19 protein-coding genes are annotated in these 23,994 nt (G+C 48.3%); 14 read left to right on the plus strand and 5 right to left on the minus strand.

What is annotated here, in order from left to right; translation table 11 throughout:
- The first annotated feature begins 185 nt into the window (after positions 1 to 185).
- From truA to GKG41_RS05845, 8 genes are all read left to right on the plus strand, one after another.
- The gene (truA, locus tag GKG41_RS05810) at positions 186 to 920 is read left to right on the plus strand and encodes a tRNA pseudouridine(38-40) synthase TruA (RefSeq protein ID WP_154257603.1); all 735 of its coding nucleotides are present in this window, start codon (positions 186 to 188) and stop codon (positions 918 to 920) included.
- A 32-nt stretch (positions 921 to 952) separates the two neighbouring features.
- Complete coding sequence (locus GKG41_RS05815) at positions 953 to 1,429, plus strand: PaaI family thioesterase (protein WP_154257604.1); 477 nt, start codon at positions 953 to 955, stop codon at positions 1,427 to 1,429.
- Between the two features lie 14 nt (positions 1,430 to 1,443).
- Positions 1,444 to 2,067, plus strand: coding sequence for a DUF6553 family protein (locus GKG41_RS05820; protein WP_154257605.1), 624 nt, complete (start codon positions 1,444 to 1,446; stop codon positions 2,065 to 2,067).
- Positions 2,068 to 2,295: 228 nt separating this feature from the next.
- A complete protein-coding gene (gene ssnA, locus GKG41_RS05825) occupies positions 2,296 to 3,630 on the plus strand; it encodes a putative aminohydrolase SsnA (RefSeq protein WP_154257606.1) in 1,335 nt (444 codons plus the stop codon).
- Positions 3,631 to 3,647: 17 nt separating this feature from the next.
- On the plus strand, positions 3,648 to 6,641 hold the full coding sequence (gene ygfK / locus GKG41_RS05830) for a putative selenate reductase subunit YgfK (RefSeq protein WP_154257607.1): 2,994 nt from the start codon (positions 3,648 to 3,650) through the stop codon (positions 6,639 to 6,641).
- Positions 6,642 to 6,716: 75 nt separating this feature from the next.
- On the plus strand, positions 6,717 to 8,729 hold the full coding sequence (locus GKG41_RS05835; RefSeq protein WP_243140974.1) for an FUSC family protein: 2,013 nt from the start codon (positions 6,717 to 6,719) through the stop codon (positions 8,727 to 8,729).
- Between the two features lie 57 nt (positions 8,730 to 8,786).
- Entirely contained in the window at positions 8,787 to 9,818 is a 1,032-nt protein-coding gene (locus GKG41_RS05840) for an XdhC/CoxI family protein (protein ID WP_154257608.1), read from the plus strand.
- A 12-nt stretch (positions 9,819 to 9,830) separates the two neighbouring features.
- Entirely contained in the window at positions 9,831 to 10,772 is a 942-nt protein-coding gene (locus GKG41_RS05845) for an NTP transferase domain-containing protein (RefSeq protein WP_154257609.1), read from the plus strand.
- Positions 10,773 to 10,835: 63 nt separating this feature from the next.
- Here the strand turns inward: GKG41_RS05845 and GKG41_RS05850 are convergent, their stop codons facing one another.
- The 5 genes from GKG41_RS05850 to GKG41_RS05870 form a co-directional block, all read right to left on the minus strand.
- Positions 10,836 to 11,342: a flavin reductase gene (locus tag GKG41_RS05850; RefSeq protein WP_154257610.1), complete on the minus strand. Its 507-nt coding sequence runs from the start codon at positions 11,340 to 11,342 to the stop codon at positions 10,836 to 10,838.
- An 84-nt stretch (positions 11,343 to 11,426) separates the two neighbouring features.
- Positions 11,427 to 12,431 (minus strand): NADH:flavin oxidoreductase, encoded by a 1,005-nt coding sequence (locus GKG41_RS05855; RefSeq protein WP_154257611.1) that lies wholly within the window; start codon positions 12,429 to 12,431, stop codon positions 11,427 to 11,429.
- Between the two features lie 134 nt (positions 12,432 to 12,565).
- Complete coding sequence (locus GKG41_RS05860; protein WP_154257612.1) at positions 12,566 to 14,272, minus strand: ABC-ATPase domain-containing protein; 1,707 nt, start codon at positions 14,270 to 14,272, stop codon at positions 12,566 to 12,568.
- Between the two features lie 55 nt (positions 14,273 to 14,327).
- Positions 14,328 to 15,911: a hypothetical protein gene (locus GKG41_RS05865; protein ID WP_154257613.1), complete on the minus strand. Its 1,584-nt coding sequence runs from the start codon at positions 15,909 to 15,911 to the stop codon at positions 14,328 to 14,330.
- Positions 15,904 to 16,617: an ABC transporter ATP-binding protein gene (locus GKG41_RS05870; protein WP_226902828.1), complete on the minus strand. Its 714-nt coding sequence runs from the start codon at positions 16,615 to 16,617 to the stop codon at positions 15,904 to 15,906. The genes GKG41_RS05865 and GKG41_RS05870 overlap by 8 nt, the downstream gene beginning before the upstream one ends.
- A 205-nt stretch (positions 16,618 to 16,822) precedes the next feature.
- On the opposite strand from GKG41_RS05870, the gene GKG41_RS05875 reads away from it, so the two are divergent.
- The 6 genes from GKG41_RS05875 to GKG41_RS05900 all read left to right on the plus strand — a co-directional run bounded on the left by GKG41_RS05875 (position 16,823) and on the right by GKG41_RS05900 (position 23,942).
- Positions 16,823 to 17,353, plus strand: a complete 531-nt coding sequence (locus GKG41_RS05875; protein WP_226902605.1) for an isochorismatase family protein — start codon at positions 16,823 to 16,825, stop codon at positions 17,351 to 17,353.
- Between the two features lie 114 nt (positions 17,354 to 17,467).
- Positions 17,468 to 18,787, plus strand: coding sequence for a hemolysin family protein (locus GKG41_RS05880; RefSeq protein WP_154257616.1), 1,320 nt, complete (start codon positions 17,468 to 17,470; stop codon positions 18,785 to 18,787).
- 213 nt (positions 18,788 to 19,000) lie between these two features.
- Complete coding sequence (locus GKG41_RS05885) at positions 19,001 to 19,684, plus strand: response regulator transcription factor (protein ID WP_154257617.1); 684 nt, start codon at positions 19,001 to 19,003, stop codon at positions 19,682 to 19,684.
- Positions 19,677 to 20,711, plus strand: coding sequence for a HAMP domain-containing sensor histidine kinase (locus tag GKG41_RS05890; RefSeq protein ID WP_154257618.1), 1,035 nt, complete (start codon positions 19,677 to 19,679; stop codon positions 20,709 to 20,711). The genes GKG41_RS05885 and GKG41_RS05890 overlap by 8 nt, the downstream gene beginning before the upstream one ends.
- A 103-nt stretch (positions 20,712 to 20,814) precedes the next feature.
- The gene (locus GKG41_RS05895; RefSeq protein WP_154257619.1) at positions 20,815 to 21,492 is read left to right on the plus strand and encodes an ABC transporter ATP-binding protein; all 678 of its coding nucleotides are present in this window, start codon (positions 20,815 to 20,817) and stop codon (positions 21,490 to 21,492) included.
- A complete protein-coding gene (locus GKG41_RS05900) occupies positions 21,492 to 23,942 on the plus strand; it encodes an ABC transporter permease (RefSeq protein ID WP_154257620.1) in 2,451 nt (816 codons plus the stop codon). The genes GKG41_RS05895 and GKG41_RS05900 overlap by 1 nt, the downstream gene beginning before the upstream one ends.
- The last annotated feature ends 52 nt before the right edge of the window (positions 23,943 to 23,994 follow it).

Consider the following 23,994-nt stretch of genomic DNA (forward strand, 5'->3'; position numbering starts at 1 on the left):
AGAAACGCAGTAGCAAGCAGATCCACACAGTACCCCTGGCCCCAAGACCTCCTCCCTTGACCGTCCGTCTGCGACACTCCGCTCGCCGACTATTTTATCTCGAACTTTACATACACAAAACTATAATTTAATTTTAAAGAATTCTATGGTATAATACAAAAAACCACAGATAGGACTCAAATCATATGAATTATAAACTAATTATCCAATACGACGGTACCCGCTATGACGGATGGCAGCGGCAGGGCAATACTGAGAATACGATTCAGGGGAGGATTGAGGAGGTTCTCTCACGGATGGTACAGGCTCCTGTGGAAGTGCAGGGGGCCGGCAGGACAGATGCGGGGGTACATGCGCTGGGTCAGGTGGCCAGTGTGTATCTGGATACGGATGCTTCGGAGGATGAAATCTGCCGATATTTGAACTTGTATCTACCGGAGGACATCGGGGTGGTAGAGGTAAGGCAGGCAGCTGACCGTTTTCATGCAAGGCTGAATGCTTCAGGAAAGGTGTACCGTTACCGGATTGGCATCGGGGCGTATAAGAATGTATTTGAAAGAAAGTATTACTATCCTCTGGGGAAGGAACTGGATGTGGCCGGGATGAGAGAGGCCGCTGCTCTTCTGGTAGGGGAACACGATTTTAAAAGCTTCTGTTCAAATAAAAGAATGAAAAAGTCAACGGTGAGGAGACTGAGAAGGATTGACATCCGGGAAAAAGCTGGAGAAATTGAGATTACTTACGAGGGGGATGGATTTCTGTACAATATGGTGCGCATCCTCACGGGTACTCTGATAGAAGTGGGACAGGGGAAACGGTGTCCGGATTCTATGAAAGAGATTCTGGTGGGAAGAAACAGGAAACTAGCAGGCTATACAGCTCCTGCCAGGGGATTGATTCTGGCGGAAGTGAAATATTAGGGAAGGTACAGGAGAAAAGGAGAGAAGACAAAATGACAGAACAAGATAAGAGCGAAGCTTTCTGGAGGGATGAGCAGGAAGCCATGGAGAAAGCCATGAGAGAGAGGATTAGAAGAATAGATTCAGAACCCGCTACGCATATTTACAATATGATGAAGCCCGGGTTCTGTGCCTGCAGTGCCAGGGAAGAGTGGCTGACGGTGCGCTATCCGGTGGAGGACTGGGCGCTGAACCATATGTCTTCCATGCACGGAGGACTTATAGCCGCCGCAGTGGACACTACCTGCGGCATACTCTCTGGCAACAGAAGCAAAAATATGGTTACACCCACCATTAATCTCACCATAAATTACCTCTCCCCGGCAGTGAAGGGGGATGATATGCTGGTAACCGCCAAGATGGAGCGGTGCGGCAGACATCTGGTAAATGTCTCTGCCAAATGCACGGGAGAACAGTCAGGCAAGACGATAGCAACCGCTCTGGTGAGCTTTATGCTGGGAGGAAAATAGGAGGAACGGGGGATATGGAAGGCACTACGCAAAATACATGGCCGGAGAGTTACTACAGCGAAAAAGATCCCGGGCTCAGAAGGATACTTTTGGAGGAAGAGATACGGCAGCACCCGGGAGTTTCGGAGAATGATCTGAGGCAGAAGCTGTGGGAAATACGTTATGTCTCCAGGGACAAAAAAAACACCGGCCAGCAGGTGGACAATTATATCGGAGGATGGATGGAGATGCTCTATCTTTCCAGGAATAACGGGGGGCTTTTCGGCTTCCGGTATGCTGCAAAAGAGCTGAGGAAAACCATAAAAAAAATGGGATTTTCCGAGGCGGAAGAGTACGGGGAGACGGGCAGGGAGGTCCTTTACCGTGAGATTTATCATCTCTGTTCCTTTTACTACCATCTCTGCGCAACGGATAAGGGGTACGGAACGAAGCTTATGGGAATGATGTCCATGAAGGATGAAGACATTACCATGAAAATCGCAAAGGAAGTACTGCAGAATGCGTACAGGCTTCCTATGAACACAGGCCTTGTCCAGGAGATGGAGGTGTTTACAAAAGCGGCCACTCAGGCATTTTATGATTATTTTCCAAGGGAAAAGGATAAACTGGACAGCCAGGTGGAGAAGTTGAGAAAATAATTGAAATAATTCAAAAAGCATAAGAAAAAGTTGAGGAACCCCAGAATTTTTGGGACAATTTTCCTCAGCTTTTTTCTGTTTGGTTAAGTTTCCGACATGGCATACAAAAATTTTTAGATATACTTAAAAATTTTTGTTAAAAACTATTGCTATTGCTTATTTTCCATGGTACACTCTAACTATCAAGAGGGTTTTTATATTTTTTTCTAAATGAAGGAGGTAACACATATGCTGGTAATTGGCAACGGGAGAATGATTACAAGAGATGCAGAGAATCCATTTATCGAAAATGGGGCAGTGGCTATGGATGGAAACACCATCGTGATGACAGGAACCACAGAAGCGGTGAAAGGTGCTTATCCGCAGACAGAATACATAGATGCAAAAGGAAAAATCATTATGCCCGCCTTTATCAATGTGCATGAGCATATATACAGTGCCTTTGCCAGAGGGCTGTCCATCAATGGGTATAATCCTGACGGTTTTCTGGATATCCTGGACGGTATGTGGTGGACCATTGACCGGCATCTGACTCCTGAGCAGATCCGCTACAGTGCGCTGGCAACGTACATGGACTCCATTAAAAACGGAGTGACTACAGTGTTTGACCACCATGCAAGCTTCGGCCATATTACAGACAGCTTGTTTACTATAGAAGACGCGGCAAAGGAGCTGGGAATCCGGACCTGTCTGTGCTACGAAGTGTCGGATCGGGACGGCAAAGAAAAGGCCAGAGAATCCGTGATGGAAAATGCCAGATTTATAAAACATGCCCTGGAAGATGAGAGCGATATGATTGCGGGGATGATGGGAATGCATGCGTCCTTTACCATATCGGATGAGACCATGGCCCTTGCGGCTGAGAACAAACCCGGGGAAGTGGGATACCACATTCATGTGGCGGAAGGGATAGAAGATCTCCACCATTGTCTGAAAACCTATGGAAAACGAATCGTAGACCGGCTTATGGACTGTAATGTGCTTGGGGATAAGACGCTTCTTGGACACTGTATCTATGTAAATGATCATGAGATGGATCTGATCAAAGAGACAGACACCATGGTTGTACATAATCCGGAATCGAATATGGGCAATGCCTGCGGATGCCCGCCAACTATGGCAATCGTTCACAAGGGAATTCTTACAGGGCTTGGAACCGATGGGTATACCCATGATATGACAGAATCCTATAAAGTAGCCAATGTACTTCACAAACACCATTTATGCGATCCCAATGCTGCCTGGGCAGAGGTTCCTCAGATGCTGTTCGAGGGAAATGCCAGGATAGCGGGACGATACTTTAAAAAACCTTTGGGTGTACTGAAAAAAGGTGCGGCGGCAGATGTGATAGTAGTAGATTATGATCCACTGACTCCTATGAATGGTGACAACTGCAACGGTCATATTCTGTTCGGCATGCAGGGAAGAGATACTACTACCACTGTATGTAACGGGAAGGTATTGATGAGAGACAGAGTGCTCACCGGTATTGACGAGGAAGCGACTCTGGCAAAATGCAGAGAAGAAGCCAAAAAACTGGCAGATGATATTAACAGCAGATAGTGCGGGAGGTAGATAAAATGAGTGATCGGATGACATGTATGCCATTTTCCCAGTTAATGACCTGGATTATGGAGGAAAAGAAGAAGAGAAATACAGTATTTGGTACCCACAGTCCTTATGCAGCAGGTGATGAGACTCTGGAATTGTTCGGAAGAAAGCTGGAGACCCCAATCGGACCGGCCGCAGGTCCCCATACCCAGCTGGCCCAGAATATTATTGCTGCCTACTATACAGGAAGCCGTTTTTTCGAACTGAAAACGGTACAGATCATGGACGGAGATGAACTGTCTGCCTGCGTTAACAAGCCCTGTATTCTGGCAGAGGACGAATGCTATAACTGTGAGTGGTCCACAGAGCTGTTTGTTCCCCAGGCTATGGGTGAATATATTAAAGCATGGTTTGCCCTTCACGTGATGGCAAAAGAATGGGGGCTGGGAAGCCAGGACGGTTTTCAGTTCAATATCAGCGTGGGGTATGATCTGGCAGGAATCAAGTCGGAAAAGATCGATACATTCATTGAAAGCATGAAGGAAGCTAAGGATACGGATATCTTCAGGGAGTGCAGACAGTGGCTTCTGGACCATATTGATATGTTTGAACGGTTCACGGCAGAGGATGCGGAGAAAATTCCTTCCGATATCTGCAACTCGGCTACCATTTCCACTCTGCACGGATGTCCTCCCCAGGAGATTGAAAGCATAGCCAATTATCTGTTTACAGAAAAACATATGAACACCTTTATCAAGTGCAATCCCACTCTTCTGGGATATGATTTTGCCAGAAAAACTATGGACGACATGGGATATGACTATATGGTATTCGGAGATTTCCACTTTAAAGACGATCTTCAGTATGAAGACGCTATTCCCATGTTCCGCCGGCTGATGAAGCTGTCTGAGGAACTGGGCCTGGCATTCGGCGTGAAGATTACCAACACCTTCCCAGTGGATGTAACAAGGAGTGAGCTTCCCAGCGAAGAAATGTATATGTCAGGAAAGTCTCTCTTTCCTCTGTCCATCTCTCTGGCTGCAAAGCTTTCCAAAGAGTTTGACGGGAAACTTCGCATTGCCTACTCCGGAGGAGCAGATTACTATAATATCGGCCGAATTATCGGTGCCGGTATCTGGCCGGTTACCGTTGCAACCACCCTGTTAAAGCCAGGGGGATACAACAGGGGTACGCAGATGGCAGATCTGCTCGCAAAGCAGGGCTTCCGGCCTTTTTGCGGGGTAGATGTGGATGCACTGTCAAAGCTGGCGGAGGACGCAAAGAAAGACAGCCACCATGTGAAGGCCGCGAAACCGCTTCCCAGCAGAAAGACTAAGGAGACGGTTCCTCTTCTGGACTGTTTTATGGCACCCTGTGAGGAGGGATGTCCCATTCACCAGGATATCACCAATTATATAGCGCTGGCTGGAGAAGGCAAGTATGAAGAGGCGCTTCAGGTTATCCTGCGGAAAAATCCTCTGCCCTTTATCACCGGTACTATCTGTGCTCATAACTGTATGGGAAAATGCACCAGAAATTTCTACGAAGAGGCCGTCAACATCCGGGGTGTGAAACTGGAGGCAGCAGAGAAGGCTTATGATGCCGTTGCCTCCCGGATTCAGCCGGTGCCTGTAAACGGAGCGGAAAAGGTTGCTGTAGTCGGAGGAGGGCCGGCAGGCATCGCTACTGCCTATTTCCTGGCACGGGAAGGCGTGGGGGTTACAGTATTCGAGAAAGAGGCTTCTCTTGGAGGTGTGGTCCGCAATGTAATCCCGGGATTCAGAATTTCCGGGGAATCTATTGACAAAGACATTGCCCTCATTGAAAAGCTGGGAGTGACTGTTAAGACCAATGCAGAGATAACTTCTCTGGAGGAACTGAAGGCTGAGGGATTCACTTCTATTGTGCTTGCTCTGGGTGCTTCCAAGCCCGGAAGTCTGAAGCTGGAGAAAGGGGAAACCATGAATGCCCTGGAATTCCTGAGAGAATTCAAGGAAAAAGACGGAGATCTTTCACTGGGCAGAAATGTGGTTGTCATCGGAGGCGGAAATACTGCCATGGATACAGCAAGAGCGGCGAAACGCACCAAAGGGGTGGAACATGTCTATTTGGTATACCGGAGAACCAAACGCTATATGCCGGCTGACGAGGAAGAATTAGATATGGCAGAAAAGGATGGGGTTATCTTCAGGGAGCTTCTGGCTCCTATATCTCTGGAAGACGGCCAGCTTCTCTGTGAAAAGATGCAGCTGGGTGCCCTGGATGCATCCGGCCGGCAGAGCGTAAGCGGGACTGGGGAAAAAGAATCGGTGCCGGCCGACACAGTAATTGTTGCGGTAGGCGAGAAGGTCCCCACAGAATTCTACCAGGCTAACGGGCTGAATACAGACGACAGGGGAAAAGCATACAGGGATGACAAAACCCTGGAATCCAGTCAGAAGGGGATCTATCTGGCCGGTGACGGTCTCGGCGGTCCGGCGACTGTAGTGGAGGGAATCCGGGATGCGCAGAAGGTGGCTGCGGCGATCCTTAGCAGTCCTGCAGTCAGTGAATGTGAAAAGGAAGGATCCAGGGAAGAATGTTTTGCCAAGAAAGGGATTCTGGTCAGCGAAAACGAGGCTCCTCATGAGAGCAAACGCTGCCTGAATTGTGCCGCTGTATGTGAAAACTGTGTGGATGTATGTCCAAACCGGGCAAATATATCTATCCAGGTGCCGGGAATGCCTATGGCCCAGATTATCCACGTGGACTATATGTGCAATGAATGCGGCAACTGCAAGAGTTTCTGCCCATATGCCAGTGCTCCTTATCTGGATAAATTCACATTGTTTGCCAACGAGAAGGATATGGCAGACAGCAAGAACCAGGGCTTTGCCGTACTGGACAGAGAGGCCGGATTGTGCAGGGTAAGACTGTTTGGGAACGAAGTAACGCTGAAAGTTTCTGAAGATAACGAGAGAATCCCCAAAGGCCTGAGAGATCTCATGGCAGCCGTAATAAAAGACTATTCCTATTTGCTGTAAACGGGGATACAATAAAAGGGACACTGCTTGCTGGCAGTGTCCCTGATTCCATTTGAGACAGAAGGGAGGAGACAAATGATTATAAGTGCAAGCCGGCGGGGAAAGACCATGACAGATGATGGAAAGACAGCCCAGCTGCTGACAAAATGGCGTGTCGCTTTTCCTACTATTTTTGTCTCTCTTTTTTTGTTTTTTACTATATTTTTTCTGTTTGGTTCCAAGCAGGTGATTTTGGTTTCGTTTTTAACTCTCTTTTTCAAGACAAAAAGTACTCAGGATTTTACTTTCGGGGAATTGCTCCAGGCTTACGGAAGGATCCTGCTGGCAGGTCTGGCAGCCTATGGGGCGACCCGGAACCTCCCTCTCTGTATTCTGCTGAACCTGCTGGTTCCCTTTCTGCTTGTATATCTTCTCACGGACAAATTTACACCAAAAGCCTATTTTGTGTATGGAATGGCGTTTGTCTTTCTGCAGCTGCTGCCCATACCGGCAAAGCTGCTTTTGGTACGTATAGGGGCTCTGCTGTATGCGTTTTGTTTTCTGACGGCAGCTTTATATCTTCACAGAAAAATATTCAGAAAAAAGCGGCATTATGGCACTGTGCGCAGTGGAATGGCAAATATGGCGCTGCAGCTGGAGAAACTTTCGGAAGGAAGGAGAGACCGGGGGGATATGGCGGATCTGGTGCAGATGATGTACCATATGAATCAGGTGATCTATGCCAGCAGGAATTACAGGTATCTGGCTGACGGATATGGAAAGATAAATTATTACTTTATGATTGTCTTTCAGCGGTTCCGCTACTATATGACAGAGCTGCTGGATCCAAAAAAGGGTATAGCGTTCAATGAGCAGGAGTATCACAGGCAGCTGGCGAGGGTCTTCCGGAATGTGGAACAGCAGATGAATGAGGCGGATAATCATGGGCTGATCTCAGAGATCAATTACTTCCAGAGTCATGAGAGACTGGGAGATGAGAAGCTGAATCAGGCCATGGAGTTTATTCTTGGACTTATCTGTTTTGCTTTAAAGGAGGTAACTTCCACAGATAAAGCAAACAGGGGGAGGGAGTGGAGACGGCCCAGAGGCAAGACAGGAGGTCCGAAGGAGTTTTTGCGGAAATTTCATCCGGACAGATTTCAGGTACGGTTTGCCCTGAGGCTGTCTGTCGTGCTCTGTATTTCATTTGCCTTTTGCAGGATTACTTCCCTGGAACACGGCTATTGGTTTCCTATGAGTGCTTTTTTAATGCTGATGCCATATTCAGAAGAAAGTATGCTCAAGCTGAATAACCGTATCATCGGCACTGTGACGGGACTTTTTATTACCTTTTTCCTGACCGAGATTTTTAAGTCCTTCTGGGGGCATATCGGGATCATAGTGGTGATGACCTGCCTGATGTACTATGTTCCGGTAACCTCCTGGACGATGCCTATGTACAGTACCTGCTACGGGATGGCCCTGACTACCTTAAGCCTGGATACGGGTCAGGCCATTGCGCTTCGAATCTTATGTGTGGGGCTGGCTGCTGTGACCGTATGGCTGGCCAACCGTTTTATTCTTCCGATTACTGCAAAATCGGAATTTCTAAAAAGCGTTAACGATCTGCTTGATATTGATGAGAAGCTGGTAGGTGAACTGCAAAAAAGCCTGTATGATGAAGAGGATCCCAGCCTGCTTCGGGAGTATATGATGGTCTCAAATCTCCTCTCTGAGGAGATCCGGAATTATATGAAGGAAAATATGGGGGAAAATGAGAAGCAGTTCTATAGCCGGCTGCTGCCCATCAACCGCCGGCTCCTCTCAGAGATCGAGCAGATTCATGCGTATTTGAAGAAATATAAGGTAAGCCCCAGGGAAAATCCCGCCATTGAGGAACTTCTCGGGAATATGGAGCAGGCGTTAAAGCGGATACGCAGGGGATTTACAAAGAATGAACTGAACAGTTTTCTCACAGCAGGCAGTGAGTTCCGGGTCTATGGGAAGCTGGAAGAGGAGATTTATTTCAATACACTGGCGCTCAACTGCATGAACAGTGTCGCCAGAATCTCTGAAATTTTACCGAAAAAACCGCCGAATAACATATGATTGACACTCGACAGCAACTTTTGTACAATAATGATAAAAATGGCAGGATGGGATGATATGTATAAAATATTTCAAGAGGCAAGTGAAAGGCTGGAGTCTGGACAGGATGCTGTATTAGTTACGATAATAGACGGATCCGGTTCCGCCCCCAGAGGCGCGGGCGCAAAGATGCTGGTAAGTGAGAATGGGGATTGCCTGGGTACCATAGGGGGAGGGGCCGTGGAATATGAGGCTGCCAAAAAGGCATCCGAGGTGCTGAGGAGAAAAAAATCCCTCATTTTGAACTACAGTCTGGCACCTGGTCAGGCGGCTGATCTGGGTATGATCTGCGGAGGAAGGATCACTGTTTATTTCCAGTTTCTCTCCCGGGAAGACGCCAAAGTACGCATGATCTGCAGGAAACTAAAGGATATGTGCCAGGGGGAGGAAGGCGCCTGGATGATCCTGGAGATTACGAAAGAGGAATCCTGGAACATGGGGATATATACGAAGAAACAAGGGCTTTGGGGAATGGAAGGATCCCTTGGAAATCTCCCGCTTAAAAACCGGGCGGTATTTCTCCGGGAAAAAAGCAGATGCCTGTACAGTGAACCCCTGCTGCCGTCCGGAAAGGTGTATGTGTTTGGCGGCGGGCATGTAGCCCAGGAGACAGTTCCGGTGCTCAGCCACCTGGATTTTTCCTGCGTGGTTCTGGACGACAGGGCGGAGTTTGCCAGTCCAGAGAGATTTCCCGGGGCCGGGGAGGTACTGGTTTGTGATTTTTCCAGAATCGGGGACTACGTCACCATTACAGAGGAAGATTACGTGATTATTATGACCAGGGGCCATCTGTCAGATCTTCAGGTACAGGCTCAGGTATTAAAGCGGAGGCCTTATTATATCGGAATCATGGGCAGCCGCCGGAAGATTGCTGCGGTTACTGAAAAACTGCTGGAACAGGGATTTACAGAGGAAGAGATTGCAGGATGCCATATGCCTGTAGGAAACGATATCCAGGCAGAGACACCGGCAGAGATAGCCATTAGCATTGCCGGGGAGCTGATACAGGAGAGGGCCAGAAGAAAACAGGACGTGCTGACTGATAGATAAGGAGAACAGCCTATGGAAAAAAAGATACGTACCGGCGCGGTAATTACAGCCGCAAGGGCTGACTTTTACAGGGGGGAATTTAAGCCTTTGCTGGAAATAGGGGCCCTGACCGCAGTTCAGAGGCTGATTTTGACCCTCCGGCAGGCCGGGTGTTCTCCCATTGTCCTGGTTACCGGATACCGGGCAAAAGACCTTGAAAAAGCAGTATCTAAAATGGGAGTCATCTGTATGCATTACGGAGAATATGAGAGTGCCCAGATGTTTGATACCATCAAAGCAGGACTGGAATATATAAAAGATCTCTGCGGACAAGTGATCTGTACCCCTGTGGATCTTCCCATGGTGTCAGTTCATACCCTCCATCGGCTGATGGATGCTAAGGCTCCTCTGGGGGTGCCTGTATACCAGGAGAGAAAAGGCCATCCCGTCCTTATCAATACCTCTGTGATCCCGGAACTGCTGTCCTATGACGGCAGCCGGGGATTGGCAGGCGCCATGCAGTCAGCGTCCTGCGGTCGGACTCTGGTGCAGGTAGAGGATGAGGGGATTCTTCTCAGAGCAGGGGAAGTCCACGGGAAGAAAGAACTCCTGGAAGAGAGGAGCCGTCAGCTCTATACTGCATCGGTTACTGTGAGGATTATGAAAGAACAGCAGATTTTCGGCCCAGGTACGGCCCAGCTTTTGACACTTTTACAGTATACCGGATCTATGAAAGAAGCCTGCAGGCAGATGAATATGTCCTACACCAAAGGATGGACCATCATCAACAGGGCGGAAGAACAGCTTGGGTACCGGGTGATTCAAAGACAGCATGGGGGGAAAAGCGGGGGCGCCAGCTTTCTGACTGAAGAAGGAAATTCACTTTTGCGCAGATATGAAGAGATGGAGGAGGAGATACGCAGGATGGCACAGAGCGTATTCCAGGAAAAGTTCCCGGAATTTGCTGTGGAGTAAATGACAAACAGTAAGAGAGGGCAGGGGAAATTTACAAAACCCCCTGCCCTCTCTTACGCTGTCTTATTCCTTTTCCAGTACCTTTACAATCTCAGAGATGTACATGGTGTGATAGTCTTTATTGGGATACCATTTTTCGTCCATTTCTTTTGCGATAAAGTTTTCCGGCGGCATGGTGTCCTGATATATTTTTTTGCACACTAGGATGAGATTTGCCTCCTCAAACGCAACTGTTTCATCCACAAAAAGAGGGGTCAGTCCCGCGTCCTTTACTTTGTCTGTATCTCTTCCGGATACGGTGCCGCAGAGATTCAGGGCTTTTTTGTAGGACGGGTCAAAGAATGCAAGGGTAAATGTGTCATTGGCATCCACAAATTCCTTGGTATACCTCTGGGGACGGATATAGGTGGTCACAGTGTCCTTGCCCCAGAATACTCCTACACCGCCCCAACTGGCGGTCATAGTATTGAATTTATCTTTGGTGCCTGCAGTGATGAGCAGCCATTCTTTTCCGATTTTAGTAAAGGGATTAAATTGTAATTGATCTGGTGATATCTCTTTGAAACTCATATAATACCTGCCTTTCTGTAATACAAAATTAAGAGAAGTCTCTGGTTAATAGTATAGCACGGAGACTGCCGGTTGTCACTTGGACTATAGAAGATACTCCTCACAGGCCCTCTGCATCCACGCAGAGTCTTTATAGATAGCCCTGCCTACACCGGCCAGATCTGCTTTTTCTGAAACCAAAAGGTGATCGGCAGCTCTGGCATCCGTGATTCCCCCTGTGAGAATAACAGGAACAGATACGGCTTGTTTTATGGGCTGGGTCAGGGAAGAAAAATAACCCTGGGGCTGGGCGGAGGCTTCCGGGATAGTGTAGCCGCAGTGGCCTCCGGAGATATCAAGCAGGGTAACGCCTGCTTTCTCAAACATTTTTGCGGCTGCAATACTGTCCTCCAGTACTGTGCCTCCCTCCATGTAGTCACAGGCGCCCAGACGAAGCAGAACCGGATAGTCCGGGCCTACCTCACAGCGGACCGCAGTGACAACCTCCAGAGGCAGACGAAGGCGGTTTTCCAGGGTTCCCCCGTATTCGTCCGTGCGGTGGTTGCTGAGAGGAGAGTAGAATTGATTCAGAAGGTATCCGTGGGCACAGTGAATCTCCACCCCGTCAAAGCCGGCGGTTTTTGCCCGCCGGGCGGCCAGTTGAAATTCTTCAATTACCTGAAGCATGTCATCTCTGTTCATAACCTTGTCAGGGAGAAACCCTTTGCGTATATTCTTAATGGGAGAGGGGGCCAGGGTGGGATGGAGATTCAGATCAGGATCACAGGCGCTTCCTGCATGATTAATCTGAATGACGGCTTTGCTGCCGTCTTTCTTTATGACATCCGCCAGCTGCCTCAGACCGGGGAGACAGTCGTCGCTGTGAATCCCCATCTGATGGGCTGTGGCTTTCCCCTGGGGGGAAATATAGCTGTGCTCTACAATGATCATTCCGATATAGCCCCCCTGAGACCTCTGCCGGTAATAATCCAGAACGTCCTGAGTGATGGTACCGTCAGCCTGGGATTTGGCGGTGGCCATGGGCGGAAAGACCAATCTGTTTCTTAACGACAGATGCTTGGTAATGAAAGGCTCAAATAGATGTGGCATGTTTTATTCCTCCTACATTATGATTGACTTGAGTATTGACACTATTATAGCACTAATAAAAGAAGGTTTGCCAGTCTAAAGGTTAAAAAGAAGGAAAAGTGTAAATGGAGAATCCTGTTGGAAAAGGAGGAAAATTACTTCAGGGATAATCCTCTGTACCGGTTAAAGCAGGCAAAAATCTCCTGCCGCCTTGGCATGGCCAGGTTGGAGGGGAGGTAGCTGCTCTCAGTGACTGCGGCCAGCCCTTTCTGGCGGATGAGATTCTCCAGAAGGTCCACGATGGTTCTCAAATCTTTTTTTCCGTCCAAAAGATTACACTCCGCATACTTTATCATGTAACCCAGGGCGGCAGTCTGTTCACTGTCTGCCAGCTGTTCCAAATACCTTAAATCAATGGTCTCTTTGTTCATGGATATTCCGTCTTTTCCCATTACCTTAATCTTTACACGGCTGTTTCCCTTCACGGAAGAGCTGTAACCAGGCATCCGCAGAAAAGAGGGGACGGCGGGAAGTTTTCCAGGAAGGGTGAGAGTTGGAAACGCTTTGGCCTCTTCTTTTGCCGGTTCGGTTATATCCTTGGGGAGATACCGGTCCATCTGAATCACCCGGTCGGCAATGTGGAAAAAGGAACCAGAACTGCCGGCGACAATCACAGAGGATATTCCGTATGCTTCGTACAGGTGGCGGACTCTCTCAAGGAATGGGGTGATAGGCTCCTGATCCCTGTGAACCACACGCTGCATCAGCTCATCCCGGATCATAAAGTTGGTGGCGCTGGTATCCTCATCGATGAGAAACAGGGAGGTTCCCGCCTCCATGGCTTCGATCACATTGGCAGCCTGAGAGGTGCTGCCGCTGGCATCTTCTGTGGTGAAGGAAACGGTGTCTTTTCCGTTGGGCAGGTCATTGACAAACAGAGAAATATCCGTTTTTTTAATGCTCCGCCCGTCTTCCGCCCGGATTTTAACGGCTGTGGGGTCCGTGATAACATACTCTCTTCCATCTCCCTTAATATGATTGTATACCCCCAGTTCCAGCGCCTTCAAGAGGGTTGATTTTCCGTGATAACCGCCCCCTACAATGATTGTGATGCCTTTGCGCAGTCCCATTCCGGAAAGAGCTCCCCGGTGGGGAAGCTCCAGAGTGACTTCCAGGGACTTGGGGGATTGGAAGGGAATCGCCTGTCTCATGGGACGGCTGGAGACACCGCTTTCCCTTGGAAGTATGGAGCCATTTGCCACAAAAGCGGTGAGACCCAGAGAGGAGAGCTGGCTGCGGATATATTCCTGGTCCTCTGCCAGATGGATGACTTCGGTTACCTGACGGGCATTCAGCTTCTGATAATAAAAGGAAGAGGTGACGCAGTCAGGGAGAAAATCATAGAGGATCTTGATGAGCTCTGAGGAATTAATGGTTCTTCCGTTAGCCGGAAAGCCTACCTCCAGATGAACCGTAAGAGTACCGGTCCTGGGGTGAATGGTACAGGCAGTACGCTCCAGGACCTCCTGCCCGCAGCGGCTGACCGATATAAGGCCGCTTTTGCCGGAGCCTTTTGCTTTAAAGTTATATCGGTCAATTTTCTGACCAAAGATACGTGTGAGGTAGTCGCAGAGCGCGGTCCGCTTGTAGGACGTGTCAAAAAGTCCGGCAGGGAAGCCGGCCTGTCTGCCCTCGATGACCAGGCTTACCTTGGAGGGAGAAGCAAAGGGATCTCCCTGTACGTGGTCAATGGACAGAAGATACCCGGGGAACTGGTAGCTCCCCCGGGTATCTTTATAGGCCGGATAACTTTTATGGTTAATTGCAAGCAGCAGCGTCTTTAAATCGGTTGAATTTTTCATTTTCATTTCCTTTCTTTTCTTCCTAAGTCTCGTTCCATTCTAAAGGAACACGCTTTTATTGTAATAGATTTGAAGAAAAGAAACAAGAGATTCTCCTGTATAAATACCAGGCGCCTCCCCCTGCAAGAAGCGTAAAGCAGACCGTTACAGGCAGGGCCCATGAGGAAAGCAGGAAGGTAACGGCAAGGGGCGGCAGAACCATGAGCATTCCGGCTCCTATGGTTGCAAGGACTGGGAGTCCCTGCTTCACCGCGTGATACTCCGTAGCCCAGTCATACCGGGGATACTTCAGATCCAGGGCAAGACCAAGGACTGCGGTAAAGAAGGCGTAGGCAGCAGGCGTCAGGAAAAAGAAAATTCCGGTGAGGGGATCCGGCCGGAAGTGTATCACAAAGAGGATGCCGGCGATCCCTGCTGCTGGCAGCATAAGTGTCAGATTTACTCCTATTTTCGCCAGAAAGATGGTACCGGGCGCCACGGGGGCCGTAAAAAGGCACCAGCGGGCCTTTCCCTCCAGAGAGATAGATGCACAGGTTGTGCAGCTCATAATCATAAAGAGAGAGATGACAAAGGGAATAGACCGGGAGAATTCCAGGATAATTCCGTATCCTCCCAGCAGATCTTGCAGCTGTCCCTGGTCTGTAAAGAGAAATAAGACACTTAAGACAAGAAGCAAAATCTCACCCACCGAAGTATTCAGCAGGTAGATGGAGGAGGACATAAGGCGGCGGAGCTCTTTTTTATATATAGCAGCCAGAGGCGACGCTGTGCCCAGCCGCTGCATTTTGTAGGCCCCTCTGGTGTGATGAGAAAAGAGGGCTGTGTTTAATTTGGCAAAGCTCAGGGACAAAAGCAGCAAAAACAGTCCGGTACTTCCCAGGGATAAAAGGACAAAATACAGGAAATACAAAATGCTGCCGTGATTCAGAGCCCCTGAGAGAAGGGCGGCCGGGGGATATACGGCATTCACCTGCTGTGCGGCTGCCTGTCCGATGGCGGCAAAATCCTCTGCGTTCATATTCTGCATACGGAAGGAAGCGCCCACCACCAGCAGCACTGCCCCTACACTTAAAAGGATCGTTGCCAGATTTCTGTATTTAAACCGGAGTGCAGCAGACAGTATCAGAGTGCTTGCCACGGCAGACAGAACCATGGGCAGGAGCGGAGCCAGAAAGACAGATACTATCATGATAAACCAGCCCCCGGGACTGCTCTGATGCTCCAGTCCGTATACAATCACGGAAGGCAGCATGGCAATGGCGGAAGCCGCAAGATTCATAAAGTACACGGCAGTAAGCCTGGATAAGAGCAGGGCGGGAACGGGGACAGGAAGTGACATTACCATGTCATAGTCCTTCATTCCAAACAGTATCCCGTTTGTCTTCATAAAAGTAACGATTATAGTGAGGACAGCACTGACCATCAGCGTAAGGGAGGGAAGAAGATCTGTCATCCCCATCTGTTGGCAGCCATAAGCTATGGCAATACTGTAGAAGGTACCCATCAAAAACAGGACGCCGTAGACAGCTCCCATCAGGATACAGTTTCTCCTGTCTTTTTTGTCCGTGGAATGGAGGAAACGGTTGAATCCAAAGGAGGAGAGAAGCTGAACCTTGAGCAAAACCTTATAGCTATTCATCTTTTGCCACCTCCAGAAATACTTCTTCCAGGCTGCTGCTGCCACGAATCTCTTCGGTTGCGCCGCTGGCAATGAGACTGCCGTTTTTTATTATGGCTATCTTATTGCATAGCTTCTCAGCCACCTCCAGAACGTGTGTGGAGAAAAAGATTGCGCTTCCCTTGTCACACAGCTCTTTCATGATGTTTTTCAGGTGGTAGGAAGCCTGAGGATCCAGGCCTACAAAGGGTTCATCCAGTATCAGGAGGCGTGGGTCGTGGATTAGGGCAGATATAATGGCCAGCTTTTGCTTCATCCCGTGAGAGTAGGAGGAAATTAAGTCGCCCAGATGATCCGTCAGCCCCAGAAGATCAGAGTATTTGCGGATACGTGCTTCCTTCTGTGCGGCAGACACCTGAAAAATGTCGCCGATATAAGTAAGATACTGAATCCCTGTGAGATATTCGTAGAGATCCGGGTTATCGGGAATGTACGCGATCTCTGATTTGCAGAGAATGGGTTCTTTCTGAATGGAATGGCCGCAGATCAATATCTCTCCCTCACGGAATTCCAGAATGCCTGCTACGGCCCGGATGGTAGTTGTCTTTCCTGCCCCGTTATGCCCGATGAATCCATAGATATCTCCTGCCTGAACCGAAAGGCTCAGATCGCTTACCGCTTTCTTCCCCTTCTGGTAGGATTTGGAAAAATTCCGGATTACCAGAATATCTTTTTCTGTTCTTTGTCTTTGCATTGAGGTCACCTTCTTTACTAGTTTGTGCTTCTATTGTAAAGCCCGGGACTCCCGGGAACAAGGGAGCAGAAGTTGACTTCAGGCTGTCTAAATCAACCAGGGCGATACTTGGGAAATGCTGGACAGAGGGGGGAATATCAGGTATGCTGAAACTATGAGAAGGAAAGGAGAAATTAGTGTGAAGATAACAGCAGACGAAACAGTTGCCATTGTGATAGACTATCAGGAGAGGTTAATGCCTGTGATGGCAAAGAGAGAGAAGCTGACAGCGGCGTCAGACATTTTGCTGAGGGGGCTGAGAGTGCTGGACATCCCTCTTTTTATAACCCAGCAGTATACCAAAGGATTGGGAACGACAGTAGGGGAGATCACAGAGGCAGCCGGCACAGAACAGTATACGGAAAAGATAAGCTTCAGTGCGTATGAAGCAGTCCTTCCCTATATTCAGGGGAAAAAATATGTCATACTCTGCGGTATTGAGGCACATATCTGTGTCCTTCAGACGCTTTTGGACCTTACGGCCAATGGGTATGTTCCCGTTCTTGTGACAGACTGTATATCCTCCAGAAAGCCGGAGGATAAAGCCATAGCCCTCAGGCGGGCTGAGGCGGAAGGCGCAGTATTAACCACTTGTGAATCCGTCTTGTTTGAGCTGCTCGTCAGGGCAGGAACAGAAAAAAGCAAAAAGATACAGAAACTGGTGAAGTAGAAAAAGGGGTTCGGGGAATATAAATTTTTCGTTAATCTTTTATAAATGTCTCCACTCCCCCTAAATTTTATGGTATACTCCTTCTAAAAATTATTTTTAGGAGGAGTATTTTTTATGGACGCAGACCCTGACGGGAACTCTATTATGTTTCAGCTGCTGTTTCTTGTATTTCTGACACTGGTGAATGCCTTTTTTGCCGGAGCGGAGATGGCAGTGGTCTCTGTAAACAAGAATAAGATTAAGGTATTGGCCGAGGAGGGCAGCAAAAAGGCAATGCTTGTGCAGACCCTTTTTGAAGATTCCACCAAATTCCTGTCTACCATACAGGTGGCGATTACCTTTGCTGGCTTTCTTTCCAGTGCTTCCGCGGCTACGGGCATCTCGCAGCTTCTTGGTGAGTGGCTGAAACAGTTTGGGATTCCTTACAGCGGGACCATTGCAGTTGTGGCATTTACCATACTGTTGTCTTATTTTAATCTTGTCTTCGGAGAACTGGTTCCCAAACGGATTGCTTTACAGAAAGCAGAAGAGTTCAGTATGATGACGGTAAAGCCGATTTATATTATTTCCAGGATCCTGTCCCCATTTATCAAATTATTGTCGCTGTCCACCAACGGCGTGCTCCGTCTGGCTGGGATGAAGACCGATCATCTGGAGGAGGCAGTAACGGAGGAAGAGATCAAAGCCATGCTGGAAATGGGAAGCGAGGCAGGGGTTTTCAATAAAGAAGAGAGGGATATGATTAATTCAGTCTTTTCTTTTGACGATAAACTGGCCAGGGATGTTATGATTCCCAGAAGGGACGTATTTGCTATCGATCTGAGCGAACCATTTGAGGCATATATTGATGAGGTACTGGAGAGCCGTCATTCCAGGATTCCTGTCTATGAAGAAAGTATTGATAATATTGTAGGAATCCTACATATGAAAGATTTCATGATAGAGATGCACAAAACGGCATGGTCGGATCTGGACATCAGAGCACTGATCCACCCTGCGTTCTTTGTTCCGGACAGTAAAAACACAGACGAACTGTTCCGGGAAATGCAGAGGAACAGGGATCACATGGCAGTCTTGATCGATGAATACGGAGGATTTTCCGGCATTGTCACCATTGAAGATCTTGTGGAAGAAATCATGGGAGATATCAATGATGAGTATGATATGGTAACTCCGGATATAGAAAAAATAGAGGATGACACTTATCGCCTGGACGGAGGTGTTCTGGTTGAGGAGATCAATGAACAGCTGCATCTGGACTTGAAAACAGAGAATTATGACACCTTGTCCGGGTTTCTCATTGAGACTCTTGGATATATTCCAGACGGGAAGAATGAGAGTGTTGCTTTGGAGTCTGTAAAGTTTATCATAGAAAAGATGGAAGGGAAACGGATTCGCTCTGTGGTGCTGAAGGTAGAGCATCCGGATTTTTGACAGTGACAGAAGTGTAAAAATGTGATGGAACAGGAGATACCCGGCAGCCGCGCTGTAACTCGAAGGAGATACAGCGCGGCTGCTCTATTGCAGGGCAGGAGCATCCAATAACCGAAATCCCCATTATAGGAATGGGATTCAAAATATGATATACTATGTGTGCCTGCCGCACTGTGCAGGCTGTATAAGTAAGCAGAAGGCGAGAGGTGCTGTATGGATAAAATACTAATTATAGAAGATGATGAAATGTTAAATGCAGGTGTGTGCTTTCACCTGGAGAAAGGGGGAAGGCAGCCCGTGCCAGCATACGATCTAAAGACCGCAGAAGCAGTACTTAAGAAAGATACCATTGCACTGATTCTGCTGGATGTAAATCTTCCTGACGGGGATGGGATTTCTTTTGCCCGTAAAATAAGAGAAAAAACGAATACCCCCATTATATTCCTGACGGCTCAGGATATGGATGAGGATATGATCCGGGGATTTGAGGCAGGTGCGGATGATTATATTACGAAACCTTTTAATATTAAGATATTGATGCAGAGGATGGAGGCAATCCTGCGCAGATGCAGGAAAGAAGAGAAAAACATGGTTTACTGCTGCAAAAATCTTCAGGTAGATTTTGCCTCTATGACCGTAAGAAAGGGGGGAAAGCCCCTCACACTCACCCCCACAGAGTTCAAGCTTCTGCAGGCTTTCTGCAGAAATCCGGGGCAGGTGCTTACCCGTGAAATGCTGCTGGATAAGCTATGGGACAGTGAAGGGAATTTTGTGGATGAGCACACTCTGACCATCAATATCAGCCGCCTCAGATCCAAGATTTCAGATGAGAAGAATTCATACATAAAAACTATATACGGTATGGGATACCAGTGGACGGAGGGAGAAGATGAGTAAGAAACGATCAGGAGAGACGGTCTGTTACTGGAGTGTATTTGCTTTGATAATGGCAGCTTTTTTGTGTACTGTTTTTTTGAGAGCCAAAGTCTGGAGCGTGGAAAGGATACAGGTAAGCTGTGTGGGTTTTGCGCTGGCCATGGCTGTGATGGTGTTCCTTGGATATCGGATGCACAGGAGAATCTATCTGGAACTGACGGGCCGTATTTGCAGCTGCGTGGATGATTTGATTGCGGGAAAAGAACCGCAGATCAACCGGGAGGAAGAACGGATTTCTTCCAAAATAGCCGCAAAGCTGGAGACCTTGGCTGAGATTACCCGCCATACCGTAGAGGAAAGCAATGGGAAAAAGACAGAAGTGCAGCAGATTATCTCCGATATCTCTCACCAGCTGAAAACCCCCATTGCCAATATCCTGATGTACACGGATACCATACGGGACTGTGAGCTGCCCAGAGAGGAGGAAGTAAAGTTCCTGGAGGTTCTGCACCAACAAGTAAGAAAACTGGAATTTCTGGTGCAGGCCCTGATTAAAATGTCGCGTCTGGAGAGCAATCTGATCGTTCTGAAAAAGTCAGAGGGGGATTTATACCATACCCTGGCCAGGGCAGTGGCGGCAGTAACCCTGTCGGCACAGGAAAAAAATCTAACTGTTAAAGCAGAGTGCAGGGAAGGAATACGCCTGTGGCACGATCCCAAGTGGACCGAGGAGGCTGTTTTTAATGTGCTGGATAATGCTGTCAAATATACGCCGGAGGGAGGAACCATAACCATCTCCATGTGTCAGTGGCAGATCTACACCAAGATCAGTATCCGGGATACGGGCATCGGGATAGATCCGGAGCACAGGAACGATATCTTTAAACGGTTTTACCGGGAAAACAAGGTACATGAGGCAAAGGGAATCGGTGTGGGTCTTTATCTTGCCCGGAAGATTATTTCTCTCCAGGGAGGATACGTAAGCGTCCGCTCAAAACCGGGGGAGGGTACAGAATTCTCGCTGTATCTACCCAATGATCAACGATGAATGTTTCAGAATTGATACCATTTTCTTTTTCTGTGAGAGGGTTTTGCAACAATTGCGTGATAGGATAAGACTATAGAAAAACGAAGGAAATGAGGAAGGTATCATGAGTATATTAAAGGTTGAAAACTTAAAAAAATATTATGGTTCTGGGGAATCTCAGGTGAAAGCCCTGGATGGGGTGAATCTGGAAGTAGAAAAAGGGAGCTTTACTGCAATTGTGGGAACTTCGGGGAGCGGCAAATCCACCCTCCTTCATATGATGGGGGGACTTGATGTGCCCACCAGCGGAAGTGTTGAAGTGGCAGAACGTGAGATATCCCAGATGAGCGACGATGAGCTAACGATTTTCCGCCGCCGGCAGATCGGGTTTGTGTTTCAGGCTTATAATCTTGTCCCTATACTGAACGCCTATGAAAATATTGTGCTTCCTATTCAGCTGGACGGAAGTAAAGTAGATAAGGATTTCGTCATGGATGTAGTGGGAATTATGGGCATTGAGAAAAAGCTGAAAAGCATGCCCAATCAGCTGTCAGGCGGGGAGCAGCAGCGTGTGGCAATCGCCAGGGCGCTGGCAGCCAAACCTGCAATCCTACTGGCGGATGAACCTACAGGAAATCTGGATACCCGCACCAGTCAGGATGTTCTCGGACTTCTGAAAACAACCGGGGAGCGGTTTGGGCAGACCATTGTTATGATTACCCATAATGAAGAGATTGCGCAGCTTGCAGATACCATTATCCGTATCGAGGATGGAAAAATCGCAGAAAGCAGGTGGCAGTAATGAAGATGGATCAGAACAACAATGGGGCTGTGATAAGACAGATTGCAAAGAAAAGCCTTGCGGGCAGCAGAACCAGAAATATATTCACCTGTCTTACCATAGCCATGGGAGTGGCCCTGGTACTCACCTTTGTATTATATCTTTTTGGAAATTCAAAGCAGCAGCTTAGGACCCAGGAAGAGACACCCCAGGTATCTTATATGGACATCACCCCGGAGCAGGCGGAACAGTTAAAAGGGTTTCCTGAGATAAAATGGCTGGGCTTATCCAAGAGTGTGGGAAGCGGTAAAGTGGGCAGCAACCGTTTGGGCGTAACCTATCAGGATGAGATTATGATGGAAAAAAATGAAATCTCTTATACTGGCGAGCTTCCCCAAAAGGACGGGGAGATTATGGTACCCCGGGACTACCTGACGCAGCTGGGCCTGAAAATCCGGCCAGGTGATACGGTCTCCCTGGATCTGGGAGATAACACAGAAAGAGAATATAAGGTTACGGGAATTGTGGATACCCCATCTAAGACCAGCAATAACCACAGGATCTATGTCTCACTGCCCTGCGCGATTGCTCTTACCGGAGATGAAGAAAGTCTTCTGGATGCCACGGTGAATCTGAACCAGGCAGTAAATATGACATTCCCTCAGGCAGAGGAGACTGCGGCAGCGCTGGGTGAGAAGGCAGGGCTGACCCAGGAACAGATTAAAGTCAGCGAGGCATTCTTTAATCAGGCAGGCATATCCAGACTTACGATGAACAGTGTGGCGGCTTTGGCCCTTGTGGCAATTCTTATCTTAGCGGCAGCAGGGCTGGTAATCCATAATATTTTCTATATCGCTGTGGCAGGAAAGGTGAGAGAGTACGGACAGATGAGGACCCTGGGTATGACCAGAAAACAGGTCAGGGCCCTGGTGTCCCGGGAGGGGACTGCACTGGCTGCAAAGGGCATACCTCTGGGACTTATCATCGGAGCTGTTATGGGATATGTGCTGATACCCGGCGGCTGGGACTGGAAGACCACTCTTGGTGGGATGGCTGTGTGTGCCGTGTTAGGGCTTGCAGCCGTGCGTATATCTGTGAGCAAGCCGGGAAAGATCGCAGCTAAAACAGCACCAGTTGAGGCCATCAGTTATACAGGCTATTCCCAGAACCAGGGTTCATCCAAAAAAAGGTATTCCTATCTGACCCCAGGGAATCTGGCGGTCCTGAATCTGAAGAGAAGCAAAAAGAAATCCCTTCTGACCTTGTGCTCTCTTGTGCTTGCCGGTGTTCTGCTGGGGGCCATCAGCAGCTTTGTGATTTCCTACAATCCAGGCGCTTCTGTAGAATCCTCTTTTCCCAACGGGGATTACCAGCTTCAGCTCTCTGCGGAATCCGGGTTTGGCAATCAGGATCTCAGTGAAGAAGGGAGAATGAAGCAGTATGCAGCGCTGCAGAGCAGCGGTATCATCGGTAATGAGACGAGAAAAGAAGTGGAGGGGATCGACGGCGTAACTGCGACCCGTCCCTGGCGATATCTGAATGTAAGTACGGATCTTTTTCAGAAGGAGACAAATTTGGGGATCAATGGGTTCAGTGAGGATGAATTTGAATGGGTGAAGCAGATGGGTTATGACGGCCCTCAGACATATGAGGAGCTTATGAGCCAGCCGGGATTGATTGTTGAGACCGAGAGCAACAGGAACTTTAAAGAGTTTCCGGTAAAAAGAGGGGATATGATTCATGTTGTCACTTATAACGGCAGGGGAGAACGATTGGAAAAAGATTTCCCGGTAGTGGGTACTTTTCACTATATATCCTGGATGATGGATCACAGAAAGGAGAATAAAAAGCTGCCTATAACCATTATGGGAAGTACGCTGCTGATGCCGTCGGAAATCCTTGATGACTGGGCCGGCATGGATACCACCTATGGGTTTGAGATTGAGACAGACCCTGCCAAGAGCGGGGAAGTAGGGGAAACGCTGGAAAAGCTGTACGGCACCGAGGAGAACCTGTTTCTCAATTCAAAGACAGAAAACATGGCATATCTGGACCAGATGTTTTTGCCGGCAAAGATTATTCTCTTTGTTCTTGCCGGATTCCTGGTAGTGTTTGGAGTGATTAACCTGATGAATACCGTACTGACGAATCTGTTTACCAGAAAGAGGGAGCTGGGAATCTTTCAGGCAGTGGGGATGACCAGGGAGCAGATGAGAAAGATGCTGGGCAGAGAAAGTCTCATCTATGTGGCAGCTACCATTGTCTGTACGCTGACCTTTGGGGGATTGCTGGGATATGGGCTGGTCGACGCCCTGGATCAGATGGGAATGAGTGTCAAATACCAGTACCCGTGGATTCCGGTTCTTCTGTTTGTAGCTGTACTAGGCGCTATGCAGGCAGGCTTGACACGGTACGGAGTTCAGATGCTGCAGAAGGAGACCCTCTCTGAGAGAATGAGAAAGGCGGACTAACGGACAGACCAAAGAGCAGTTAAAATTGAAAAGACACCTCAGGCTGAGAATG

Origin of the sequence: Lactonifactor sp. BIOML-A5, from assembly GCF_009677585.1 — a bacterium.
Taxonomy (GTDB): Bacteria; Bacillota; Clostridia; order Lachnospirales; family Lachnospiraceae; genus Lactonifactor.